The organism is Herbaspirillum sp. VT-16-41 (genome assembly GCF_001994935.1).
GTDB classification, from domain to species: domain Bacteria; phylum Pseudomonadota; class Gammaproteobacteria; order Burkholderiales; family Burkholderiaceae_D; genus Herbaspirillum; species Herbaspirillum frisingense.
Map to the genome: position 1 here is coordinate 71,091 of NZ_MUXB01000120.1, position 18,675 is coordinate 89,765.

Below are 18,675 nucleotides of genomic sequence, written 5' to 3' on the forward strand. Positions count from 1 at the left end.
GATTTTTTCCTGACCATTGCTGACCGCCACGCCTTGCTTGCGTCCTGGCGACGGGCTGTCAATTCGACAGCTTCCCGCCCCGCAGGAGCCGCTGTGGCGAAACGCCCACGCCGCAGACGATGTCAGGAAATATTTTTGCGTACCCGCGCAGCCACGTCGACGCAGTGATCGACCTGCTCGGCGATGGCCTGCGGTACAGGACGGCGGCCATCAAGCACCTCGTTGATCCAGCGCGCCGTGGCCAGTGCGTCGCTACCTTCCGGCAACTCCGGCACATCCTCGGCCACGCTCTGCTTTTCCACCAGCACGGTGCGCGTGCCGTGGCTGAACCAGTCGATGCGTTGGGCGCGCCGGGCATTGGCCACGGTCTCGCCCTCGGTACCGCGCATCAGGAAAGCATCGCCGCGATCATGCGGTGCAGCGTTGCCAAAATAGTCGCTCAACATCTCCAGATACTCGGGATGGGTGTACGACGTCAGACGCAAGGCCGGCTGCGCAAACGGTTGCATGATCTTCACCAGGGTATGCGTGGAGTTGCGCACCCCCAGGATACGGCGCATCTCCAGCAGTCGCGCGATGGACGGAGCCAGTGCAGCAATCGGGATGAAGGCCGGTTGTCCTGCGGCCATCAGCGCTTCAGCCTGGGCACCGGAGGCTGCGTGGGCAATGCCCAGTGCACTGAATATCTCGGCGCTGGTCAGGCGCTGTGGGTCGCGGGTCACGCCGTGCATGAGCACTGGCACGCCCCGGCGCACCAGCAGCATGCACAGCAGCGGCGTAAGGTTGGCCATCTTGCGCGACCCGTTGTAGCTGGGCAGGACCACAGGTGCGTAATCGCCGGCGGGCGCGCGTAGCGGCGTGAAGGACGCTTCGGCGGCCGCCAGGAAACCGGCGATCTCCTGGACCGATTCGCCCTTGATGCGCATGGCCAGCAGGATCGCGCCCAGCTCCAGGTCGCTGACGCGGCCCTCGAGCATGGCCTGGTACATGGCCTGGGCATCGTCACGGGAGAGGCTGCGCGCGCCATCCTTGCCGCGGCCGATCTCCTTGATGAAGGGCGCAGCAACGAAGGGGGTGGCGACCAGCGGGGCGGCCACCGCGGCGGCAATACCCGGGGCAGCGCTGGCAGGCTCGACGGCCGCAGCCGGAGCAGGAATGTGGGCATCGTTTTGCATGGCCGAAGGGTACACCAAAAGCGGCGCCTGCCGCAGCCGGCAGGGCCAGCGGCCGGGCTTTCCATTACAATAGCGCCTTTGCCGCGCACCCCACCCGTCGGGGACCGGCCGCTTCATTGAGTCCATCCCCATGCTAGTCCTCGGCGTCGAATCCTCCTGTGATGAAACCGGCCTCGCTCTGTACGACACCGAGCGCGGCCTGCTGGCGCATGCCCTGCATTCGCAGATCGCCATGCACCAGGAGTACGGTGGTGTCGTCCCCGAGCTGGCCTCGCGCGACCACATCCGGCGCGCCATTCCACTGCTGCGGCAGACCCTGGCGGACGCCCATGTGCCAGCGCAGGAGATCGACGCCATCGCCTACACCCAGGGACCGGGACTGGCCGGCGCGCTGCTGGTCGGCGCGTCGGTGGCCTGCGGCCTGGGCCTGGCGCTGGACAAGCCGGTACTGGGCATCCATCACCTGGAGGGCCACCTGCTCTCGCCGCTGCTGGCCAGCAAGCCGCCGCGCTTTCCTTTCATCGCCCTGCTGGTCTCGGGCGGCCATACGCAATTGATGCGGGTCGATGGCGTGGGGCGCTATGAACTGCTGGGCGAAACCCTGGACGACGCTGCCGGCGAAGCCTTCGACAAGTCGGCCAAGCTGCTGGGCCTGGGCTATCCGGGTGGACCGGCCATCTCGCGCCTGGCCGAGTTCGGTGACCCGGCCGCGTACCAGCTGCCGCGCCCCATGCTGCATTCCAAGAATCTGGACTTCAGCTTCTCCGGCCTGAAGACTGCGGTGCTGACCGTGGTCAAACAGCACGGCAGCAACAGCGCCAATATCTGCGAGCAGGACAAGGCCAACATCGCACGCGGCTTCGTAGACGCCATCGTCGACGTACTGGTGGCCAAGTGCATGACCGCGTTGAAGCAGACCAACCTGAAGCGCCTGGTGATTGCCGGCGGTGTGGGTGCCAATGCCCAGTTGCGTGCCGCCCTCAATGCCGCTGCAGCCAAGCGCCGCTACGAAGTGTTCTATCCGGAACTGCAGTTCTGCACCGACAACGGCGCCATGATCGCCTTTGCCGGTGCCATGCGCCTGCGCGAGCAACCCGATGCGGCGCGCAAGGAATATGGTTTTGGCGTGCGGCCGCGCTGGCCGCTGGATGAACTGCGGCCGCCACAAGGTGCGATGACTCCAGCCACATAAATAATTTATACGATATAAACAAAAAGGGCCGCAATCTCCATTGCGGCCCTTCTGTTTTCGGGAAGTGGCAAGCAGCCTTGCCCAACTTACTTGTCCAGCTTACTTGCCGGCCTTCTTCTTGCTCCCGATCTTGCTTTCCTTGCCGGCCAGCAGGTTGCCGATGTTCTTGCGATGGCGATAGATCAGCAGTGCCGCCATCGCGACCACGGCCAGCAGGATGCCGTCGGTGGTGCCGAACAGCAGGCCGTAGTAGAACGGGGCGAACAGGGCCGCTACCAGCGCTGCCAGTGAGGAATAGCGGAAAGCGAAGGCCACCACCAGCCAGGTCCCCAGCGTGGCCAGGCCCAGCCAGGGGTCCAGCGCCAGCAGGATGCCCAGCGCGGTGGCCACGCCCTTGCCGCCCACGAAGCGGAAGAACACCGGCCACAGGTGCCCCAGGAAGACGGCCAGCGTGACCAGGGCGATGCCGGTGTCGTCCACGCCATACTGCGGCCCGAACTTCTGCGCCAGCCAGACCGCCAGCCAGCCCTTGAAGCCATCGCCCAGCAGGGTCAGTGCCGCCGCCTTCTTGTTGCCGCTGCGCAGCACATTGGTGGCACCGGGATTCTTGGACCCGTAGGTACGCGGATCGGCCAGTCCGAAGACCTTGGACACCACCACCGCAAAGGACAGCGAGCCGATCAGGTAGGCCGCGATGGCGAAAAGGATGTTGTACATGAATGCGTTCTTTCTCTTGTCTCTGGGTTCTTGTCAGGGTGCATCAGCCAGGGCGCACTGCACCGCCTTGGCAGGCAACACCTTCAGGAGGACGGCGGGGTCGATGCCCACCAGGAAGCCGCGCCGGCCGCCATTGATGTAGATCTTGTCGAGTTCCAGGATGCTGGCTTCCACGTAGACCGGCATGCTCTTGCGGGTGCCGAAGGGCGAGGTCCCACCGATCAGGAAGCCCGAGTGGCGATTGGCCACCTCCGGTTTGCAGGGCTCGACCGACTTGCAGCCGATCTGGCGTGCCAGGTTCTTGGTGGAGACCTTGCAGTCGCCATGCATGAGCACCAGCAGCGGCTTGGCCGCCTCATCCTGCATCACCAGGGTCTTGATGACGGCATGCTCGTCCACGCCCAGCTCGCGCGAGGACACCGAGGTGCCGCCATGCTCCTCGTAATCGTAGGGATGCTCGGTGAAGGTCACACCCTGCTTGCGCAGGAATTGCGTGGCGGGGGTTTCGGAGATGTGTTCTTTCTTGGCGCTCATCGGTGTTCTTCCTGACGGCTGCCTGACCGGCCCAGCAGGCCGGCCGGGCCGTCATGGGCGCACATTATGCCGCAAGATCAGCCGCGGGGGTGATGTGCGGCATGCAGTTGCTTGAGCCTCTCCCGTGCCACGTGGGTGTAGATCTGGGTGGTGGAGATGTCGGCATGGCCCAGCAGCAGCTGTACCACGCGCAGGTCGGCACCATGGTTGAGCAGGTGGGTGGCAAAGGCGTGGCGCAGCGTGTGCGGTGACAGGCGCACCGTGATGCCGGCCTGCAGTGCGTGCTTCTTGATCAGGGTCCAGAACATCTGGCGCGTCATCGGCCCGCCGCGTGCGGTGACGAACAGGGCATCGTCGACCTGGCCCTGCAGGATCTGCGGCCGTCCCTCGGCCAGGTAGCGGGCAATCCAGGACCCGGCCTCCTCGCCGAATGGCACCAGCCTGGTCTTGTCGCCCTTGCCAGTGACCCGCAGCACGGCCTCGTTCATACCGACTTCAATGCTCTTCAACAGCACCAGCTCCGACACCCGCAAGCCGCTGGCATACATCAGCTCGATCATGGCGCGGTCGCGTAGCCCGAGGGGCGTGGACACATCGGGTGCGGCCAGCAGGGCCTCGACCTGGCCTTCCGACAAGGTCTTGGGGAAACGTTGCGGCTGGCGCGCCGAGCGCATCTTCAGGCAGGGATCGGCGGCCACCCGGTGCTGGCGCAGCGCCAGCTGGAAAAACCGCTTCAACACCGCCAGCCGGCGATTGGAAGAACTGGGCTTGGTCTGGTCGTGACGGGCCGCGAAATAGGCATGCAGGTCATCGGCCTGGGTCTCGTAGAGCGACTTGGCGTGCTCATGATGCAGCCAGTGGGCGTACAGGGTCATGTCGCGCCGGTAGGCCTCCAGCGTATTCTTGGACAGGCCGTCTTCCAGCCACAGGCTGTCGCAGAATTCATCGATGGCCTCGCGGCTGGCGGCGGGCGCTTCTATCTTCGGTGTGGTGCGTCCCATGCGAGTCCGTCAGTATCCGTGCACGCCTTCGTGGCGCAGCAACCAGCGCTTGACCTCCAGGTGGAAGCCGTCGACGTCGTCATGATGCGAAAACCCGCCCAGGCCGCCGGCGGCGGTGACCCGATGACAAGGAATCACCAGCGGATACCAGTTGGCGCCGCAGGCCTGTCCGACCGCACGCGGGGCGGACTGGATGTGCTTGGCAACCTGGCCATAGGTCTGGACCTGGCCGCAGGGAATGGCGGCGATGGCCTGCCAGACGCGTTGCTGGAAGGCGCTGCCCACCGGAGCCAGCGGCAGCTTGAAGCGAAAGCCCGGATCGGCCAGGTAACGCCGGATCTGCTGTACAGCCTTGGCCGCCACCGGATCGGCGGCATCCTTCTCGGCGTAATGCGCCGGCAGGTAGACCATCTCGACCAGCGCCCCGGCCTGGGTACGGATGCCCATGCCGCCAAAGGGCGTATGCACCACGGCGGAAAACAGCACGGTCAGGGGCGATTCGGTCTGGAGCTGGGTCATGGACAATGGGCCAAATGCGATGGAGGCCTATTTTAAGCAATTCAGGCCCGGGCTTGATACCATCGGGCAAAACAGAGGACAACACTTCAGGAGACCGCATGACGCAGGCATCGCCCCACACCGAACCGGACCACCTGGTGGTCACCGCCCCCAGCCTTGAAGCCGGCATGGCCTGGCTACAGCAGCAACTGGGCGTCTCGATGGCGCCGCGCATCGGCGGACAGCATGAGCGACTGGGCACGCACAATGCCCTGCTGTCGTTGGGTGCGGGCTTCTACCTGGAGGTGATCGCCATCGATCCCGCCGGCAGCACTCCTGCTCGTGCACGCTGGTTCGGCATGGACGAGCTGGTCGCGGATGCGCCGCCGCGCCTGGCCCACTGGGTGGCCCGCACCGACGACATCGAAGCGGCGGTGGCCGCCAGTCCCATTGCCGTCGGCGAGATCACGCCCATGAGCCGCGGCACCCTGGCCTGGCTGATCACCATCGCCGCCGACGGCCGCCTGCCCTGCGCCGGCCTGATGCCCTCGCTGATCCAGTGGCACAGCCAGCCTCACCCGGCCAGCGCCCTGCCCGACCTCGGCTGCCGCCTGCAACGCCTGGTGCTGAGCCACCCGGCGCCGGCCGAACTGGGCGCTGCCCTGGCGGCCGTGGGGATCGAGGATGCGCGCATCGTGCTGCAGGAAGGAAGGCAGACCGCCATCGAGGCCGTGATATCCACACCGCAGGGGGAACGGGTGCTGTCGGGCTGAGCCGGCCCGGAGAAGGGGGTGCGGAAAAGATATAAACCGTATAAACCGTATGCACTATCCACGTACGGCTGGCACAAAGAAAAAAGGCGCATCCTCGGATGCGCCTTCAAAATACTCCTGATGCATTCCCGGCCGTTTGAACGGCTTCAATCGAATGCACGTCTCCTCAGTTTCCCGGTATCGATACCGTTTGTTATGCACCACCCGCTTTGTATTCGGTGCTGCCCGCCTGCGCCCGCGCCGATGTGTCGGCAGGGTCGCCGGTGAGGCGCGTACATCAACAACTCACTAGAAAAACATCACTGCAAAACTCGATTGCCAGGACGGCAAATGCACGGTGCCGATTCAGCAAAGCCCGCACTTTAGCAGCACTCTGCGCGGTTTCAAAGCACTTTTTCAGGGCAAAACCAACATACTTTCGAGCAACTTAACAGACATCCGACAAAATCGGCACCATCGTAGTGCGTGGTGCCGATTATGAGAGACATCTGTTGTGTCAGTTGTAGATCAGGTTAGGCAGCCACAGCGACAGTGCCGGCCAGTAGGTCACCAGCATCAGGAAACCGAGCATGGTCAGCAGCCACGGCATGACCGCGATGGTCAGCTCGGTGATGCCCATCTTAGTGATGCCTGAGGCCACGTACAGGTTCAGACCGACCGGCGGATGGCACATGCCCACTTCCATGTTGACCACGATGAGAATGCCGAAGTGCACCGGATCGATGCCCAGCTTCATGGCCACGGGGAACAGGATAGGCGCCAGGATCAGCACGATCGAAGACGGCTCCATCACGTTACCGGCCAGCAGCAGCAGGACATTGACCACCAGCAGGAAGGTGATCGGACCCAGGCCGGAGTCGGTGATCCATGCCGCCATCGCCTGGGGGATGTTTTCGCTGGTCACGAGGAACGAGAACAGCACCGCGTTGGTGATGATGTAGAGCAGCATGGCCGACATCGAGGCCGAGTCCAGCAAGACCTTGGGCACCTGGCTCAGGCGCAGATCCTTGTAGACGAACACCGAGATGAAGAAGGCATACACCGCGGCCATGGCAGCCGCTTCCGTGGGCGTGAACACGCCGCTGTAGATGCCGCCCATGACGATGACGATCAGGAACAGGCCCCAGCCACTCTTGCGGAAGGCCGCGAAACGCTCGGCCCAGGTGGCCTTCCTCAGGCGCGGGTAATTGTTCTTGCGCGCCAGGTACCAGGTGGTCACCCCCAGCAGGAAGGCCAGCAGCAGACCCGGCACCACACCGGCCATGAACAGCTTGCCCACCGACGTATTGGTCGAGACCGAATACATCACCATCACGATGGAAGGCGGGATCAGGATGCCCAGCGCACCTGAGGTGGTGATCACGCCCGCGCCGAAGCGGTTGGGGAAGCCCTGCTTGACCATCGCCGGCAGGATGATGGAGCCGATCGCCACCACGGTGGCCGGCGAGGAACCGGAGACCGCCGCGAACAGCGCGCAGGCCAGCACGCCGGCCAGCGCCAGGCCTCCATGCCAGTGCCCCACCATGGAGGTGGCGAAGTTGATCATGCGCCGCGCCACGCCGCCATGGGTGAGGAAGTTGCCGGCCAGGATGAAGAAGGGGATCGCCATGATCTCGAACTTCTCGATGCCGGTGAACAACTTCAGCGCCACCGACTGGATCGGCACGTCGGTCATGGTGAAGAGGAAGGTCAGTACCGTCAGGCCCAGCGAGATCGAGATCGGCATCCCGGTCAGCATCAGCCCGAACAGCAGGACGAAAATGATCAATGCATTCATGCTTTACCTCCGCTGGTTTCTTCGTCCAGACCTTCCACGTGGGAATGGTCATGCTTGGGCAATTCGCCGGTCCGGTGGAAATTCCACGCGACCTGGAGGAAACGGAAGCACATCAGATAGGAACCCAGCGGCACGGCCAGGTAGACGATCCACATCGGCACTTCCAGCACTTCGGAGGTGCTGTCGTGCTGGGCGATGTCATAGACGAATTCGGCGCCGAAGGTGCCGACGATGCCGGTGAAGAGGGCGCCAGCGAACAGGCCGAAGAGCACGAACTTGTTGCGCCACGGGGTGTTGAGGCGATTGATGAGCACATCGACGCCGACGTGGATGCCGGTACGCACGCCATAGGCGGCGCCGAACTTGGCCATCCACACGAACATGAAGATGCACAGCTCCTGCGCCCAGCTCATGTTGATCTGGATGAGCTGGTCCTGTAACCAGGGAATGTCGAGGCCGGAGGCGTAACGATGCACCACGGCCACGAAGATGATGAAGGTGGCCGCGGCCATGAGGAACGCGATCAGCCACTCTTCCAGATGGTCGAGTAACTTCATGGAATCTCCTTGCGCCGGCAGGCCGCTCCCATGCTGGTAGCGGCCGCTGGCTTAGCTTGTTCTGATTGTTTTAGAGGGTGGCGCGGCGCACGCCGGACGGGCGCGCCGCGCACAGGTACCGAGCCCGATTACTTCTGGCCCAGCGCTGCCGATTCCTTGTTGACGGCGTCGATCAGCTCCTTGCCGATACGGCTGGCCATCTGCTGCTGCACCGGCAGCAAGGCCTTGCGCCATTCGGCCTTCTCGGCATCGGTGAGACGGTAGACAGTGGTCTTGCCGGTCTTTTCCACGGCTGCCAGGGCGGCATCGTTTTCCTGCTGGGCGATGGCATTGGCGTACTTGGTGGCGTCCTTCATGGCGCCTTCAAGCTGGGTGCGAACGTCGGCCGGCAGGCCATCCCAGAACTTCTTGTTGACGATCACGGCATAGCCCAGATAGCCGTGGTTGGACACGGTCACGTGCTTCTGCACTTCGTGCATCTTCTGGGTATAGAGGTTCGAAGGCGGGTTCTCGGTGCCATCCACCACGCCGGTCTGCAGCGCCTGGTAGACCTCGGAGAAGGCCAGCACCTGCGGGTTGGCGCCCAGTGCGCGCATCTGCGCGTCCAGCACCTTGGAAGACTGGATGCGCATCTTCAGGCCGCGGAAGTCGGCCGGATGATGCAGCGGCTTGTTGGCCGACATCACCTTGAAACCGTTATCCCAGTAGGCCAGGCCGGTAATGCCCTTGGGCTCCAGCTTCTTGAAGAGATCCTTGCCGATGGGGCCTTCGGTCACGCGGTAGAGCACGTCCTTGCTGGGGAAGATGTAAGGCAGGTCGAACACCTCGAACTCCTTCACGCCCAGCGGGCCGAACTTGGCCAGCGACGGGGCCAGCATCTGCACGGCGCCCAGTTGAAGGGCTTCCAGTTCTTCCTTGTCCTTGTACAGGGTGCTGTTGGGATAGACCTCGACCTTGACGCGGCCCTTGGTGGCCTTCTCGGCCAGCTCCTTGAAGCGCTCGGCGGCCTTGCCCTTGGGTGTGTCGTTGGCCACCACGTGGCTGAACTTGATGATGATGGGCTGCTGTGCGAAGGCGCTCGCAGTCAGGCCGGCGTTGACGATGGTAGCGGCCGACATGGCCAGCAGGATGGACTTCAGTTTCATGCGTGTCTCCCCAGTGAGGTATGAATCGTTTTGGTGGTGTACTTGTTTTTGTAGTGGCTCTGCTTGGCGCGGGCCAGATTATGCCCGCGCATTTTGCTCGGTGTCACCAAAATGGGGCAAGTGTGGATAACCACAATGCTCCCCGAACCACACTTCCTGCATTTTCCCGCCGCCCGGGATGCTGGCGCTCGCCCCGGGCGGCAGCTACACTGGCGGCGACATGAAAACCATCCCGCCTCCGCCGATCTCGCCCCAGCCCAACGCCGCCTCGCAATTGCAGGCCTCGGGGCGCAAGACCACCATGCGCTGGCTGATTCCTTTCCTGCTGCTGTGCCTGTTCCTGGCCACCCTGATCTGGTTGCCGCGCCAGGCCCAGCAGATGGAGGCCAGCGAACGGCTGGAGCAGTTGATCGCCGATTCGCTGTGGGTGGAACAGGCGATCCGTTTCCAGCTGAGCCGCGACGACGAAAGCATGCGCATCATCGGACGCGAGATCATCACCGGCCGCCTGAACCAGGACCACTTCCGCAGCCGCCTCAATGCACTGCTGCGCAACAACCGCGAGTTCTATCGTGTCACCTGGTTCAATGCCGAAGGACGGCCGGTGGCCTCCACCGACGACTTCCCCATCAGTCGCAACGATCTCTCGCAGTCCTCGCTGATGACCGGTGACCGCGCGCGCCAGATGCACCGCCCGCTCTACAGCCCGCCTGCCGTGCCACCGGGGATCGCCGAACCGATGCTGATGGACTATCACGTGCCCCTGTTCCGCGACAATCATTACGTCGGCAGCCTGGTGGCCAGCTATGCGGTGGCGCGCATCCTCAATGAAATGGTGCCGTGGTGGTTCGCCCAGGACAACGAGATTTCGCTCACCGACACCGACGACAACGTGGTGGCACGCCGCACCTCGGGCGGCCCCGGCCTGAATGTCTACACCCACCGCCGCGAACTGGAACTGCCGGGCCTGACCCTGGTGCTGCACACCAACAGCACCAAGAGCGCGCCCAAGCTCTTGCCCAACCTGCTGGTGGGGTCCGTGATCGTGCTCTCGCTGGGCCTGCTGTGGAGCCTGTGGGCGCTGTGGCGGGACATCACCCGCCGCACCAAGGCCGAGAAGGCCCTGCTGAACGAGGCGGTGTTTCGCGCCGCGATGGAAAACTCGCTGGTCACCGGCATGCGCGCACGCGACCTGGAGGGACGCATCACCTATGTCAATCCGGCCTTCTGCAAGATGGTTGGCTTCGCCGCCGAAGAACTGGTGGGCAAGATCCCGCCCATGCCCTACTGGGCGCCGGAAGCCATGGACGAATACCAGGAGCGTTTCTCCAACGTCCTGGCCGGACGCGCCACACCGCAGTTCGAGACCATTTTCCAGCGCCGCGACGGAGAGCGCTTCCCGGTGCTGATCTTCGAGTCTCCGCTGGTGGACCAAAACGGCAAGCAGACCGGCTGGATGGGCTCCATCCTCGACATCTCCGAACGCAAGCGCGCCGAAGACCTGAACCGCACCCAGGAGGAGAAGCTGCAGGCCAGCGCCCGCCTGGCCAGCATGGGCGAGATCGCCTCCACCCTGGCGCATGAACTGAACCAGCCGCTGGCGGCCATTTCCAGCTTCACCACCGGGGCGCTGAACATGATGCAGCAGGGCCAGGCCGACCCCAAGGCGCTGCAGCCGGCGCTGGAAAAGATCCACGCCCAGGCGCAGCGCGCCGGCCACGTGATCCGCAGCGTGCACCAGTTCGTCAAGAAGCGCGAACCGGCGCGGCAGCGCCTGCAGGTGAGGCAGCTGATCGACAACGTGACACCGCTGATCGAACTGCAGGCCCAGCAGTTCTTCGTGGTGTTGCAGTTGCAGGTGCCCCGTTCCCTGCCGCCTATCCTGGGGGACCAGGTACTGCTGGAACAGGTGATCCTGAACCTGACCCGCAATGGCATCCAGTCCATGGCTGCCGTGCCCTCGGCACGCCGTATCCTGCGCGTGACGGCCGAGCTGACCCGCAACGACGATGGTGTGGAATCGGTCACCGTCTCGGTAATCGACCAGGGCCACGGCATTGCCGAGGACGTTGCTGCGCGCCTGTTCTCGCCCTTCTTCTCGACCAAGGCCGAGGGCATGGGCATGGGCCTCAACATCTGTCGCACGACCATCGAATTCCATGGCGGCACGCTGACTTACACCGATAACCCGGCAGGCGGTACAATCTTCCGGTTTTCGCTGCCCGCCCAGAGCGGCCAGCCACAATAAAGAGACCGCCGCCCCACGGCCCCACTGATCTGGCCCCACCCCGCACACCAATGCTGCACATAGTCGACGACGAAGAAATCATCCGCGATTCGCTGACCTGGCTGGCGCGTTCCCGCAACATCGCCGCCACCGCCTATGAAGGTGGTGCTGCGGTCCTGGCCGCCCTCGGCGCGGCCGGCGGTATCGATGCCGAGGGGGAATGCCTGCTGCTGGATGTGCGCATGCCCGGTACCAGCGGTGTGGCGCTGTTCAATGAACTCAAGACCAAGGGTCTGCTGCACCGGCGCCCGGTGATCTTCCTCACCGGCCATGGCGACGTCCCCATGGCAGTGGACATGCTCAAGAACGGTGCCTTCGATTTCTTCGAGAAGCCCTTCAACGACAACCAGTTGATGGACCGCGTACTGGAAGCCCTGGCCAGCTCGCGCGCCGGCGGCGCCGAGGATGCCGTCCAGGGCCGCCTGGCGGCACTCTCGGCACGCGAACGCGAGGTGCTGGACCTGATCCTGGCCGGCAAGATGAACAAGGTCATCGCCGATGAACTGGGCATCAGCATGCGCACCGTCGAGGTCCACCGCGCCCACATCTTCGACAAGATGAATGTCAAGACCGCCGTCGAACTGGCGCGGCTGCTCAAGTAAGGTGGAAATCCTCAATCTCCTGCTGCCGGACTTCAGCCTGATCGTGCTGGGGGTGCTGGTCTATCGCATCTCCAACTGGGGCGACGAGTTCTGGGCCGGCATGGAAAAGCTGGTGTACTTCCTGCTCTTTCCGGCGCTGCTGTTCTATTCCACCGCACGCCTGAAGGTCGACCTGGGGGTCACTGGTGGCCTGGTGCAGACCGGGGTGCTGTCGCTGCTGGCCGGCATCGTACTGACCTGGCTGGGCAAACCCCTGCTGCGGGCCACGCCGATGACCTACGAATCGGGCATGCAATGCGCCTACCGCTTCAATTCCTATATCGCACTGGCGCTGGCCACCCGCATGGCCGGCGAGGAAGGAGCCGGCCTGATGGCCATCCTGCTGGGCTTTGGCGTCCCGCTGTGCAATATCGCGGCGGTCCATGCGCTGGCCCCGAAGAACAGCAACCTCTTGCGCGAACTGGCCAAGAATCCACTGCTGGTGGCCACTGCCGGCGGACTGACGTTTTCGGCACTGGGGCTGCACCTGCCGGAGGCGGCATCGGTGGTGCTCTCGCGCCTGGGCGCGGCTTCCATCGCGCTGGGCCTGCTGATGGTGGGTGCCGGCCTGCGCCTGTCGGGGCTCAAGGAAAGCAAGCTGGTGGTGGGATGGTTCATCCTGATCAAGCTCTTCGCCGTACCGCTGGTGGCCTACCTGATCGGTCGCCATCTGCAACTGCCCCCGCTGCAGTTGCGCATCGTGGTGCTGTTCTGCAGCCTGCCCACCGCCTCCAGCGCCTACATCCTGGCCGCGCGCATGGGCGGCAATGGTCCGTTCACGGCTTTCCTGATTTCCTTCGGCACGCTGCTCTCGGCGCTGACCATTCCATTCTGGCTGGCGCTGGTGCATTGAACACTGCGCCCAGAGCACCGCGCACTGGGGCCTAGCCGCCCGCACCGTGGCGGGACAGTGCCCACTGCACATGCTCGACCACCAGCGCCGACGGATGCACAAGCCTTGCCCGCAGCGCCGCCACGATGGCGGCGTCCCCCTTGTGGGAGGGGCTATCGGCGGCATTGCCCAGGCCCACGGCCAGGTTGCGCAGCCAGCGTTCATGGCCGATGCGGCGGATCGCGCTGCCCTCGGTGTTCTTCAGGAACTGCTCTTCGCTCCAGCCGAACAGGTCGACCAGGCTGGCGCTGTCCAGGCCATGGCGCGGGTCGAAGTCGGGCAGGCTGGCGCGCTGGGCGAACTTGTTCCAGGGGCAGTAGAGCTGGCAGTCGTCGCAGCCGTAGATGCGGTTGCCGATCAGCGGCCGCAGGTCGGACGGGATGCTGCCCTTCAATTCGATGGTGAGGTAGGAGATGCAGCGCCGCGCATCCAGCTCATACGGGGCGACGATGGCCCCGGTCGGGCAAGCCGTGATGCAGGCGCTGCACTGGCCGCAGTGCGGGGTGACCGGGTCATCGACCGGCAGCGGCAGATCGGTCAGCATCTCGCCCAGGAAGAACATGGAACCGGCCTCCCGGTGCAGCAACAGGGTGTGCTTGCCGCGCCAGCCCAGCCCGGCCTTTTCGGCCAGGGCCACTTCCATGACCGGTGCCGAATCGGTGAAGACGCGGTAACCGAAGCTGCCAATGCGTTCCTCGATGCGGGTGGCCAGTTGCTGCAGACGGGCGCGCAAGACCTTGTGGTAGTCGCGCCCGCGTGCATAGATCGAGACCTGGGCCGCCGACGGGTCGCCGCTGCGGGCCTCTTCCCGGGCGCGCCAGTCGGCCTGGCCGGGGTCGGTAGCGGCCGGCAGATAGGGCATGCGCACGCTGACCACGCGCACCGTCCCCGGCACCAGTTCGGCCGGCCGCGCCCGTTTCAGGCCGTGGCTTGCCATATAATCCATCTCGCCGTGGTAACCCTTGTCCAGCCAGGCCTGGAAGCCCGCCTCCCGGTGCGAGAGGTCGACATCGGCGATGCGCACCTCGGCAAAGCCCAGTGCACGGCCCCAGTCCTTGATGGCAGCGGCCAGGGCAGCCAGGCTGGCGGAGTCGGCAAGATCGACAGGGGTGGCGTGAGCAGGCATGAAGCGATTGAACCAGTAAACAAGTCATCTCGGATGACGTAACAAACCAGGATGTATATGCAGCGACTCCACCTCCACCTGCCCGACGAAACCGCCACCGCGCGCCTGGGTGCCGACCTGGCGCAGGTGCTGGCACCGGGCCTGGCGATCTACCTGCACGGCGACCTGGGCGCCGGCAAGACCGCGCTGACGCGTGCCTTGCTGCATGCAGCGGGCTATTCGGGGCGGGTCAAGAGCCCGACCTACACCCTGGCCGAACCCTATGAAGTGACACTCGCAGGGCGCATGGTAACAGTCATCCACTTCGATCTGTACCGCATGGCCAGCCCGGAGGAGTTCCTCGATGCCGGTTTCCGTGAACATTTCAACGAAAACTCCGTCTGTATCGTCGAATGGCCCGAAAAAGGCGATCCGGTGTTGCCGCCGCCGGACATCCACGTCAACCTGTCTCTTGCAGGGAACGGTCGTGATGTAGAATTGCGTGCGTTGTCCGACAAGGGTCATCAATGCCTCGCTCGACTGAAATTCGCCCCCAACCTGTGAAGTCCAAAACCCGCCGCACTATCCTCAAAGCCGGCGGTGCGCTGTTCGTCTCCGTCGTCACTCCCCTGCCCGCCCTGGCCTCCCAGATCCTGGCCGTGCGTGTCTGGCCGTCCGACGACTACACCCGCGTCACGCTGGAAAACGACAGTGACCTGAAGGTCACCCACTTCGTGGTCAAGAACCCGGAGCGCCTGGTGGTGGACATCGAGGGCATCGACCTCAATTCCACCCTGAAGGACCTGGTCGCCAAGATCCAGCCCAACGATCCCTATATCAAGCAGGTACGCGTGGGCCAGAACCGGCCCAGCGTGGTGCGCCTGGTGTTCGACCTGAAGGATGAAATCAAGCCGCAGGTGTTCACCCTGGCCCCGGTGGGCGAATACAAGTATCGCTTCGTGATCGACCTGTATCCGTCCAACCCGCCGGACCCGATCGCCGCCCTGATCCAGAAGGGCGACTGGAACAAGGAAGCCCCGGCCACCCCGCCGCTGGCGCAGGCACCGGCGCCCAAGCCGGACCCGGTACCGCTGGCAGAAATCAAGCCACAACCGGACGACAAGAGCGATCGCAATCCGCGGGTGGTCCCGGAAGAGCCGCGCATGCAGCTCACCCGCATGATCACCATCGCGCTGGACCCCGGCCACGGTGGCGAAGACCCCGGCGCCACCGGCGCGCGGGGCAACCGCGAGAAGGACGTGGTGCTGTCCATCGCCAAGCGCCTGAAGCGCAAGATCGAGCAATACCCCAATATGCGCGTCATGCTGACCCGCGACGCCGACTTCTTCGTGCCGCTGGGCCAGCGCGTGGTCAAAGCGCGCAAGGTGCAGGCCGACCTGTTCGTGTCGATCCACGCCGACGCCTTCGTACAGCCCACCGCACGTGGTTCGTCGGTGTTCGCGCTGTCCGAGAAGGGTGCCAGCTCGACGGCGGCACGCTGGCTGGCCAACAAGGAAAACTCGGCCGACCTGATCGGTGGCGTCAACATCAAGACCCATGACCGCCAGCTGGCCAGCGTGCTGCTGGACCTGTCGACCACCGCCCAGATCAACGACAGCCTGCGCGTGGGCAATGCGGTGTTGAAGGAAATCGGCGGCATCAACAAGTTACACAAGGGCGCGGTGGAACAGGCCGGCTTTGCCGTGCTCAAGGCTCCGGACATCCCCAGCATCCTGATCGAGACCGCCTTCATCTCCAACCCGGAAGAAGAAGCCAAGCTCACCGACGAGCGCTATCAGGACCAGATGGCCGACGCCATCCTGACCGGCATCCGCAACTACTTCGCCAAGAACCCGCCGCTGGCCAAGAACAAGCTGACCTGACCCCGGCGCCCGCCGCTGATGCCGTTCAGTCAGGCACTGAACGGCATTTTTTATTTCATATTTGTCATTGGTAGCGGTCAACCGTACCTGCAGCCCCGCTGACCGCAACACACCTGCCTTTCGAGGCAGCGTCGGCGTCCGCCTTGGATCACCACCGGATAGGGGATAATAGCGCCCTCTCCCGTTTCTTGTTTCTCGTTTCAGCCGCTTTTCGGCTCTTTATCGGAATTCCGCCATGGAAATCAAAGTCAACTTCCTCGACAAGCTGCGTCTTGAAGCCAAGTTCGACGACTTTACCGTCATCGCCGACCAGCCCATCCGCTACAAGGGGGATGGCTCGGCGCCGGGTCCCTTCGATTACTTCCTGGCGTCCTCGGCCCTGTGCGCGGCGTACTTCGTGAAGCTGTACTGCAATACGCGCAATATTTCCACCGAGAATATCCGCCTGTCCCAGAACAACATCGTCGATCCGGAAAACCGTTACCAGCAGACCTTCAAGATCCAGGTCGAGCTGCCGGCCGACATCAGCGAGGCCGACCGCCGCGGCATCCTGCGCTCGATCGAGCGCTGTACCGTCAAGAAGGTGGTGCAGGAAGGGCCGGAATTCATCATCGAGGAAGTCGAGAACCTGGACGCCGATGCCCAGTCCCTGCTGACCCTCCAGCCCGAAGCCGGCGCCAGCACCCGCATCCTGGGCAAGGACCTGCCGCTGGAGCAGACCATCGCCAACATGTCGGGCCTGCTGGCCGAACTGGGCATCAAGATCGAGATCGCCTCCTGGCGCAACATCATTCCCAATGTGTGGTCGCTGCATATCCGCGACGCGCATTCGCCGATGTGTTTCACCAACGGCAAGGGCGCCACCAAGGAAAGCGCGCTGGCCTCGGCCCTGGGCGAATACCTCGAACGCATCAGCAACAACCACTTCTATGCAGGTTCCTACTGGGGCGAGGACATCGCCAATGCCGAGTTCGTGCACTATCCCGACGAACGCTGGTTCAAGCCCGGGCGCGGCAACAAACTGCCCAAGGAAATCCTCGACGACTACTGCCTGGACATCTACAACCCCGACGGCGAGCTGCGCGCTTCGCATCTGGTCGATACCAATTCCGGCAACGCCGAACGCGGCATCTGCTCGCTGCCGTTCGTGCGGCAGTCGGATGGCGAGGTGGTGTATTTCCCTTCCAACCTGGTCGAAAACCTCTTCGTCAGCAATGGCATGAGTGCCGGCAATACCTTGCCCGAAGCCCAGGTGCAGTGCCTGTCGGAGATCTTCGAGCGCGCGGTCAAGCGTGAAATCCTGGAAGGCGAAATCTGCTTGCCCGACGTGCCCCAGGAGGTGCTGGCGAAGTATCCCGGCATCCTGGCCGGCATCCAGGGGCTGGAAGAACAAGGTTTCCCGGTGCTGGTCAAGGATGCCTCGCTGGGCGGCGTCTATCCGGTGATGTGCGTGACCCTGATGAACCCGCGCACGGGCGGGGTCTTTGCCTCCTTCGGTGCTCACCCCAGCTTCGAGGTGGCGCTGGAGCGCAGCCTGACCGAATTGCTGCAGGGACGCAGCTTCGAAGGCCTCAACGACCTGCCCCAGCCGACCTTCGAGAGCAATGCCGTCACCGAGCCCAACAACTTCGTCGAGCACTTCATCGATTCGTCGGGCATCGTCTCGTGGCGCTTCTTCAGTGCCAGGTCGGACTACGAATTTGTGGAATGGGATTTCTCCGGCCAGGGCGAAAACTCCAACGCCGAGGAAGCCGCCGCCCTGTTCGGCATCCTGGAGGAGATGGGCAAGCAAGCCTACGTCGCCGTATATGACCAACTGGGCGCCACAGCCTGCCGCATCCTGGTGCCGGGCTATTCCGAGGTGTATCCGGTGGAAGACCTGATCTGGGACAACACCAACAAGGCGCTCCTGTTCCGCGCCGATATCCTGAACCTGCATCGCCTGGACGATGACGCCCTGGCCGCCCTGCTTGAGCGCCTGGAGAACAACGAGCTGGATGACTACTCGGACATCGCCACCCTGATCGGCATCGAGTTCGATGAAAACACCGAGTGGGGACAGTTGACCGTGCTCGAACTGAAGCTGCTGATCCATCTGGCCCTGCAGCAATTCGAAGAGGCCCATGACCTGGTCGGCGCCTTCCTGCAATACAACGACAACTCGGTCGAGCGCGGTCTGTTCTACCAGGCCCTGAACGTCGTGCTGGAAGTGGAACTGGACGATGAGCTGGCGCTGGAAGACTACGAAACCAACTTCCGTCGCATGTTCGGCAATGAGCGCATGGATGCGGCCATCGGATCGGTGAAGGGGGATGTGCGCTTCCACGGCCTGACGCCGACCAGCATGAAGCTCGAAGGCCTGGACCGCCATCAGCGCCTGCTCGACAGCTATCGCAAGCTGCACAAGGCACGCGCCAGGTTCGCGCAGGCTGCCGCTGCAGCCTGAGGCGATTGGCCGGCATCATGAAAAATGCCGTTCAGTCTTCACTGAACGGCAT

At 63.8% G+C, this 18,675-nt stretch carries 17 protein-coding genes; 8 read left to right on the forward strand and 9 right to left on the reverse strand.

Annotation, left to right across the window (positions count from 1 at the left end; translation table 11 throughout):
* Positions 1-122: 122 nt before the first annotated feature.
* Entirely contained in the window at positions 123-1,175 is a 1,053-nt protein-coding gene (ybiB, locus tag BTM36_RS17860) for a DNA-binding protein YbiB (RefSeq protein ID WP_077237465.1), read from the reverse strand.
* A gap of 130 nt (positions 1,176-1,305) precedes the next feature.
* Between ybiB and tsaD the strand changes: the two genes are divergently transcribed.
* Entirely contained in the window at positions 1,306-2,367 is a 1,062-nt protein-coding gene (gene tsaD / locus BTM36_RS17865) for a tRNA (adenosine(37)-N6)-threonylcarbamoyltransferase complex transferase subunit TsaD (protein ID WP_077237342.1), read from the forward strand.
* A gap of 99 nt (positions 2,368-2,466) precedes the next feature.
* Here the strand turns inward: tsaD and plsY are convergent, their stop codons facing one another.
* The 4 genes from plsY to BTM36_RS17885 form a co-directional block, all read right to left on the reverse strand.
* Positions 2,467-3,084, reverse strand: coding sequence for a glycerol-3-phosphate 1-O-acyltransferase PlsY (gene plsY / locus BTM36_RS17870; protein WP_077237343.1), 618 nt, complete (start codon positions 3,082-3,084; stop codon positions 2,467-2,469).
* A 33-nt stretch (positions 3,085-3,117) separates the two neighbouring features.
* Positions 3,118-3,618, reverse strand: a complete 501-nt coding sequence (gene ybaK / locus BTM36_RS17875; RefSeq protein ID WP_077237344.1) for a Cys-tRNA(Pro) deacylase — start codon at positions 3,616-3,618, stop codon at positions 3,118-3,120.
* A 77-nt stretch (positions 3,619-3,695) separates the two neighbouring features.
* Positions 3,696-4,619 carry a site-specific tyrosine recombinase XerD gene (xerD, locus tag BTM36_RS17880; protein ID WP_077237345.1) on the reverse strand — a complete coding sequence of 308 codons (924 nt, stop codon included), beginning with the start codon at positions 4,617-4,619 and terminating at the stop codon, positions 3,696-3,698.
* Between the two features lie 9 nt (positions 4,620-4,628).
* Complete coding sequence (locus tag BTM36_RS17885; protein ID WP_077237466.1) at positions 4,629-5,138, reverse strand: methylated-DNA--[protein]-cysteine S-methyltransferase; 510 nt, start codon at positions 5,136-5,138, stop codon at positions 4,629-4,631.
* A gap of 98 nt (positions 5,139-5,236) precedes the next feature.
* Between BTM36_RS17885 and BTM36_RS17890 the strand changes: the two genes are divergently transcribed.
* Complete coding sequence (locus BTM36_RS17890) at positions 5,237-5,890, forward strand: VOC family protein (RefSeq protein WP_077237346.1); 654 nt, start codon at positions 5,237-5,239, stop codon at positions 5,888-5,890.
* A gap of 496 nt (positions 5,891-6,386) precedes the next feature.
* Here BTM36_RS17890 and BTM36_RS17895 read toward each other — a convergent pair whose 3' ends face one another.
* From BTM36_RS17895 to BTM36_RS17905, 3 genes are all read right to left on the reverse strand, one after another.
* Entirely contained in the window at positions 6,387-7,667 is a 1,281-nt protein-coding gene (locus BTM36_RS17895) for a TRAP transporter large permease (RefSeq protein WP_006462927.1), read from the reverse strand.
* A complete protein-coding gene (locus tag BTM36_RS17900; protein WP_006462926.1) occupies positions 7,664-8,224 on the reverse strand; it encodes a TRAP transporter small permease in 561 nt (186 codons plus the stop codon). The genes BTM36_RS17895 and BTM36_RS17900 overlap by 4 nt, the downstream gene beginning before the upstream one ends.
* A gap of 128 nt (positions 8,225-8,352) precedes the next feature.
* The gene (locus BTM36_RS17905; protein WP_077237347.1) at positions 8,353-9,369 is read right to left on the reverse strand and encodes a TRAP transporter substrate-binding protein; all 1,017 of its coding nucleotides are present in this window, start codon (positions 9,367-9,369) and stop codon (positions 8,353-8,355) included.
* 220 nt (positions 9,370-9,589) lie between these two features.
* Here BTM36_RS17905 and BTM36_RS17910 point away from each other — a divergent pair, with 220 nt between their 5' ends.
* Genes BTM36_RS17910 through BTM36_RS17920 form a run of 3 tightly spaced genes read left to right on the forward strand, consistent with a single transcriptional unit; the run spans position 9,590 to position 13,150 of the window.
* Positions 9,590-11,617, forward strand: coding sequence for a nitrogen regulation protein NR(II) (locus tag BTM36_RS17910; protein ID WP_077237467.1), 2,028 nt, complete (start codon positions 9,590-9,592; stop codon positions 11,615-11,617).
* A gap of 50 nt (positions 11,618-11,667) precedes the next feature.
* Positions 11,668-12,258, forward strand: a complete 591-nt coding sequence (locus BTM36_RS17915; RefSeq protein ID WP_077237348.1) for a response regulator transcription factor — start codon at positions 11,668-11,670, stop codon at positions 12,256-12,258.
* A gap of 1 nt (position 12,259) precedes the next feature.
* Positions 12,260-13,150 (forward strand): AEC family transporter, encoded by an 891-nt coding sequence (locus BTM36_RS17920; protein WP_006462922.1) that lies wholly within the window; start codon positions 12,260-12,262, stop codon positions 13,148-13,150.
* Between the two features lie 31 nt (positions 13,151-13,181).
* On the opposite strand, the gene queG is transcribed toward BTM36_RS17920, so the two are convergent.
* Complete coding sequence (gene queG / locus BTM36_RS17925; protein ID WP_077237349.1) at positions 13,182-14,315, reverse strand: tRNA epoxyqueuosine(34) reductase QueG; 1,134 nt, start codon at positions 14,313-14,315, stop codon at positions 13,182-13,184.
* Positions 14,316-14,372: 57 nt separating this feature from the next.
* On the opposite strand from queG, the gene tsaE reads away from it, so the two are divergent.
* From tsaE to BTM36_RS17940, 3 genes are all read left to right on the forward strand, one after another.
* Positions 14,373-14,858: a tRNA (adenosine(37)-N6)-threonylcarbamoyltransferase complex ATPase subunit type 1 TsaE gene (gene tsaE, locus BTM36_RS17930; protein ID WP_006462917.1), complete on the forward strand. Its 486-nt coding sequence runs from the start codon at positions 14,373-14,375 to the stop codon at positions 14,856-14,858.
* Positions 14,822-16,177, forward strand: coding sequence for an N-acetylmuramoyl-L-alanine amidase (locus BTM36_RS17935; protein WP_077237350.1), 1,356 nt, complete (start codon positions 14,822-14,824; stop codon positions 16,175-16,177). The genes tsaE and BTM36_RS17935 overlap by 37 nt, the downstream gene beginning before the upstream one ends.
* 235 nt (positions 16,178-16,412) lie before the next feature.
* Entirely contained in the window at positions 16,413-18,623 is a 2,211-nt protein-coding gene (locus BTM36_RS17940) for an OsmC domain/YcaO domain-containing protein (protein WP_077237351.1), read from the forward strand.
* The last annotated feature ends 52 nt before the right edge of the window (positions 18,624-18,675 follow it).

Coding starts and splice junctions, on each gene's coding strand:
- BTM36_RS17890 (WP_077237346.1), top strand. CDS start 5,237: ATGACGCAGGCATCGCCCCACACCGAACCGGACCACCTGGTGGTCACC.
- plsY (WP_077237343.1), bottom strand. CDS start 3,084: ATGTACAACATCCTTTTCGCCATCGCGGCCTACCTGATCGGCTCGCTG.
- ybiB (WP_077237465.1), bottom strand. CDS start 1,175: ATGCAAAACGATGCCCACATTCCTGCTCCGGCTGCGGCCGTCGAGCCT.
- BTM36_RS17915 (WP_077237348.1), top strand. CDS start 11,668: ATGCTGCACATAGTCGACGACGAAGAAATCATCCGCGATTCGCTGACC.
- BTM36_RS17900 (WP_006462926.1), bottom strand. CDS start 8,224: ATGAAGTTACTCGACCATCTGGAAGAGTGGCTGATCGCGTTCCTCATG.
- BTM36_RS17935 (WP_077237350.1), top strand. CDS start 14,822: ATGCCTCGCTCGACTGAAATTCGCCCCCAACCTGTGAAGTCCAAAACC.
- ybaK (WP_077237344.1), bottom strand. CDS start 3,618: ATGAGCGCCAAGAAAGAACACATCTCCGAAACCCCCGCCACGCAATTC.
- BTM36_RS17895 (WP_006462927.1), bottom strand. CDS start 7,667: ATGAATGCATTGATCATTTTCGTCCTGCTGTTCGGGCTGATGCTGACC.
- BTM36_RS17885 (WP_077237466.1), bottom strand. CDS start 5,138: ATGACCCAGCTCCAGACCGAATCGCCCCTGACCGTGCTGTTTTCCGCC.
- BTM36_RS17905 (WP_077237347.1), bottom strand. CDS start 9,369: ATGAAACTGAAGTCCATCCTGCTGGCCATGTCGGCCGCTACCATCGTC.
- xerD (WP_077237345.1), bottom strand. CDS start 4,619: ATGGGACGCACCACACCGAAGATAGAAGCGCCCGCCGCCAGCCGCGAG.
- BTM36_RS17910 (WP_077237467.1), top strand. CDS start 9,590: ATGAAAACCATCCCGCCTCCGCCGATCTCGCCCCAGCCCAACGCCGCC.
- tsaD (WP_077237342.1), top strand. CDS start 1,306: ATGCTAGTCCTCGGCGTCGAATCCTCCTGTGATGAAACCGGCCTCGCT.
- queG (WP_077237349.1), bottom strand. CDS start 14,315: ATGCCTGCTCACGCCACCCCTGTCGATCTTGCCGACTCCGCCAGCCTG.
- BTM36_RS17940 (WP_077237351.1), top strand. CDS start 16,413: ATGGAAATCAAAGTCAACTTCCTCGACAAGCTGCGTCTTGAAGCCAAG.
- tsaE (WP_006462917.1), top strand. CDS start 14,373: ATGCAGCGACTCCACCTCCACCTGCCCGACGAAACCGCCACCGCGCGC.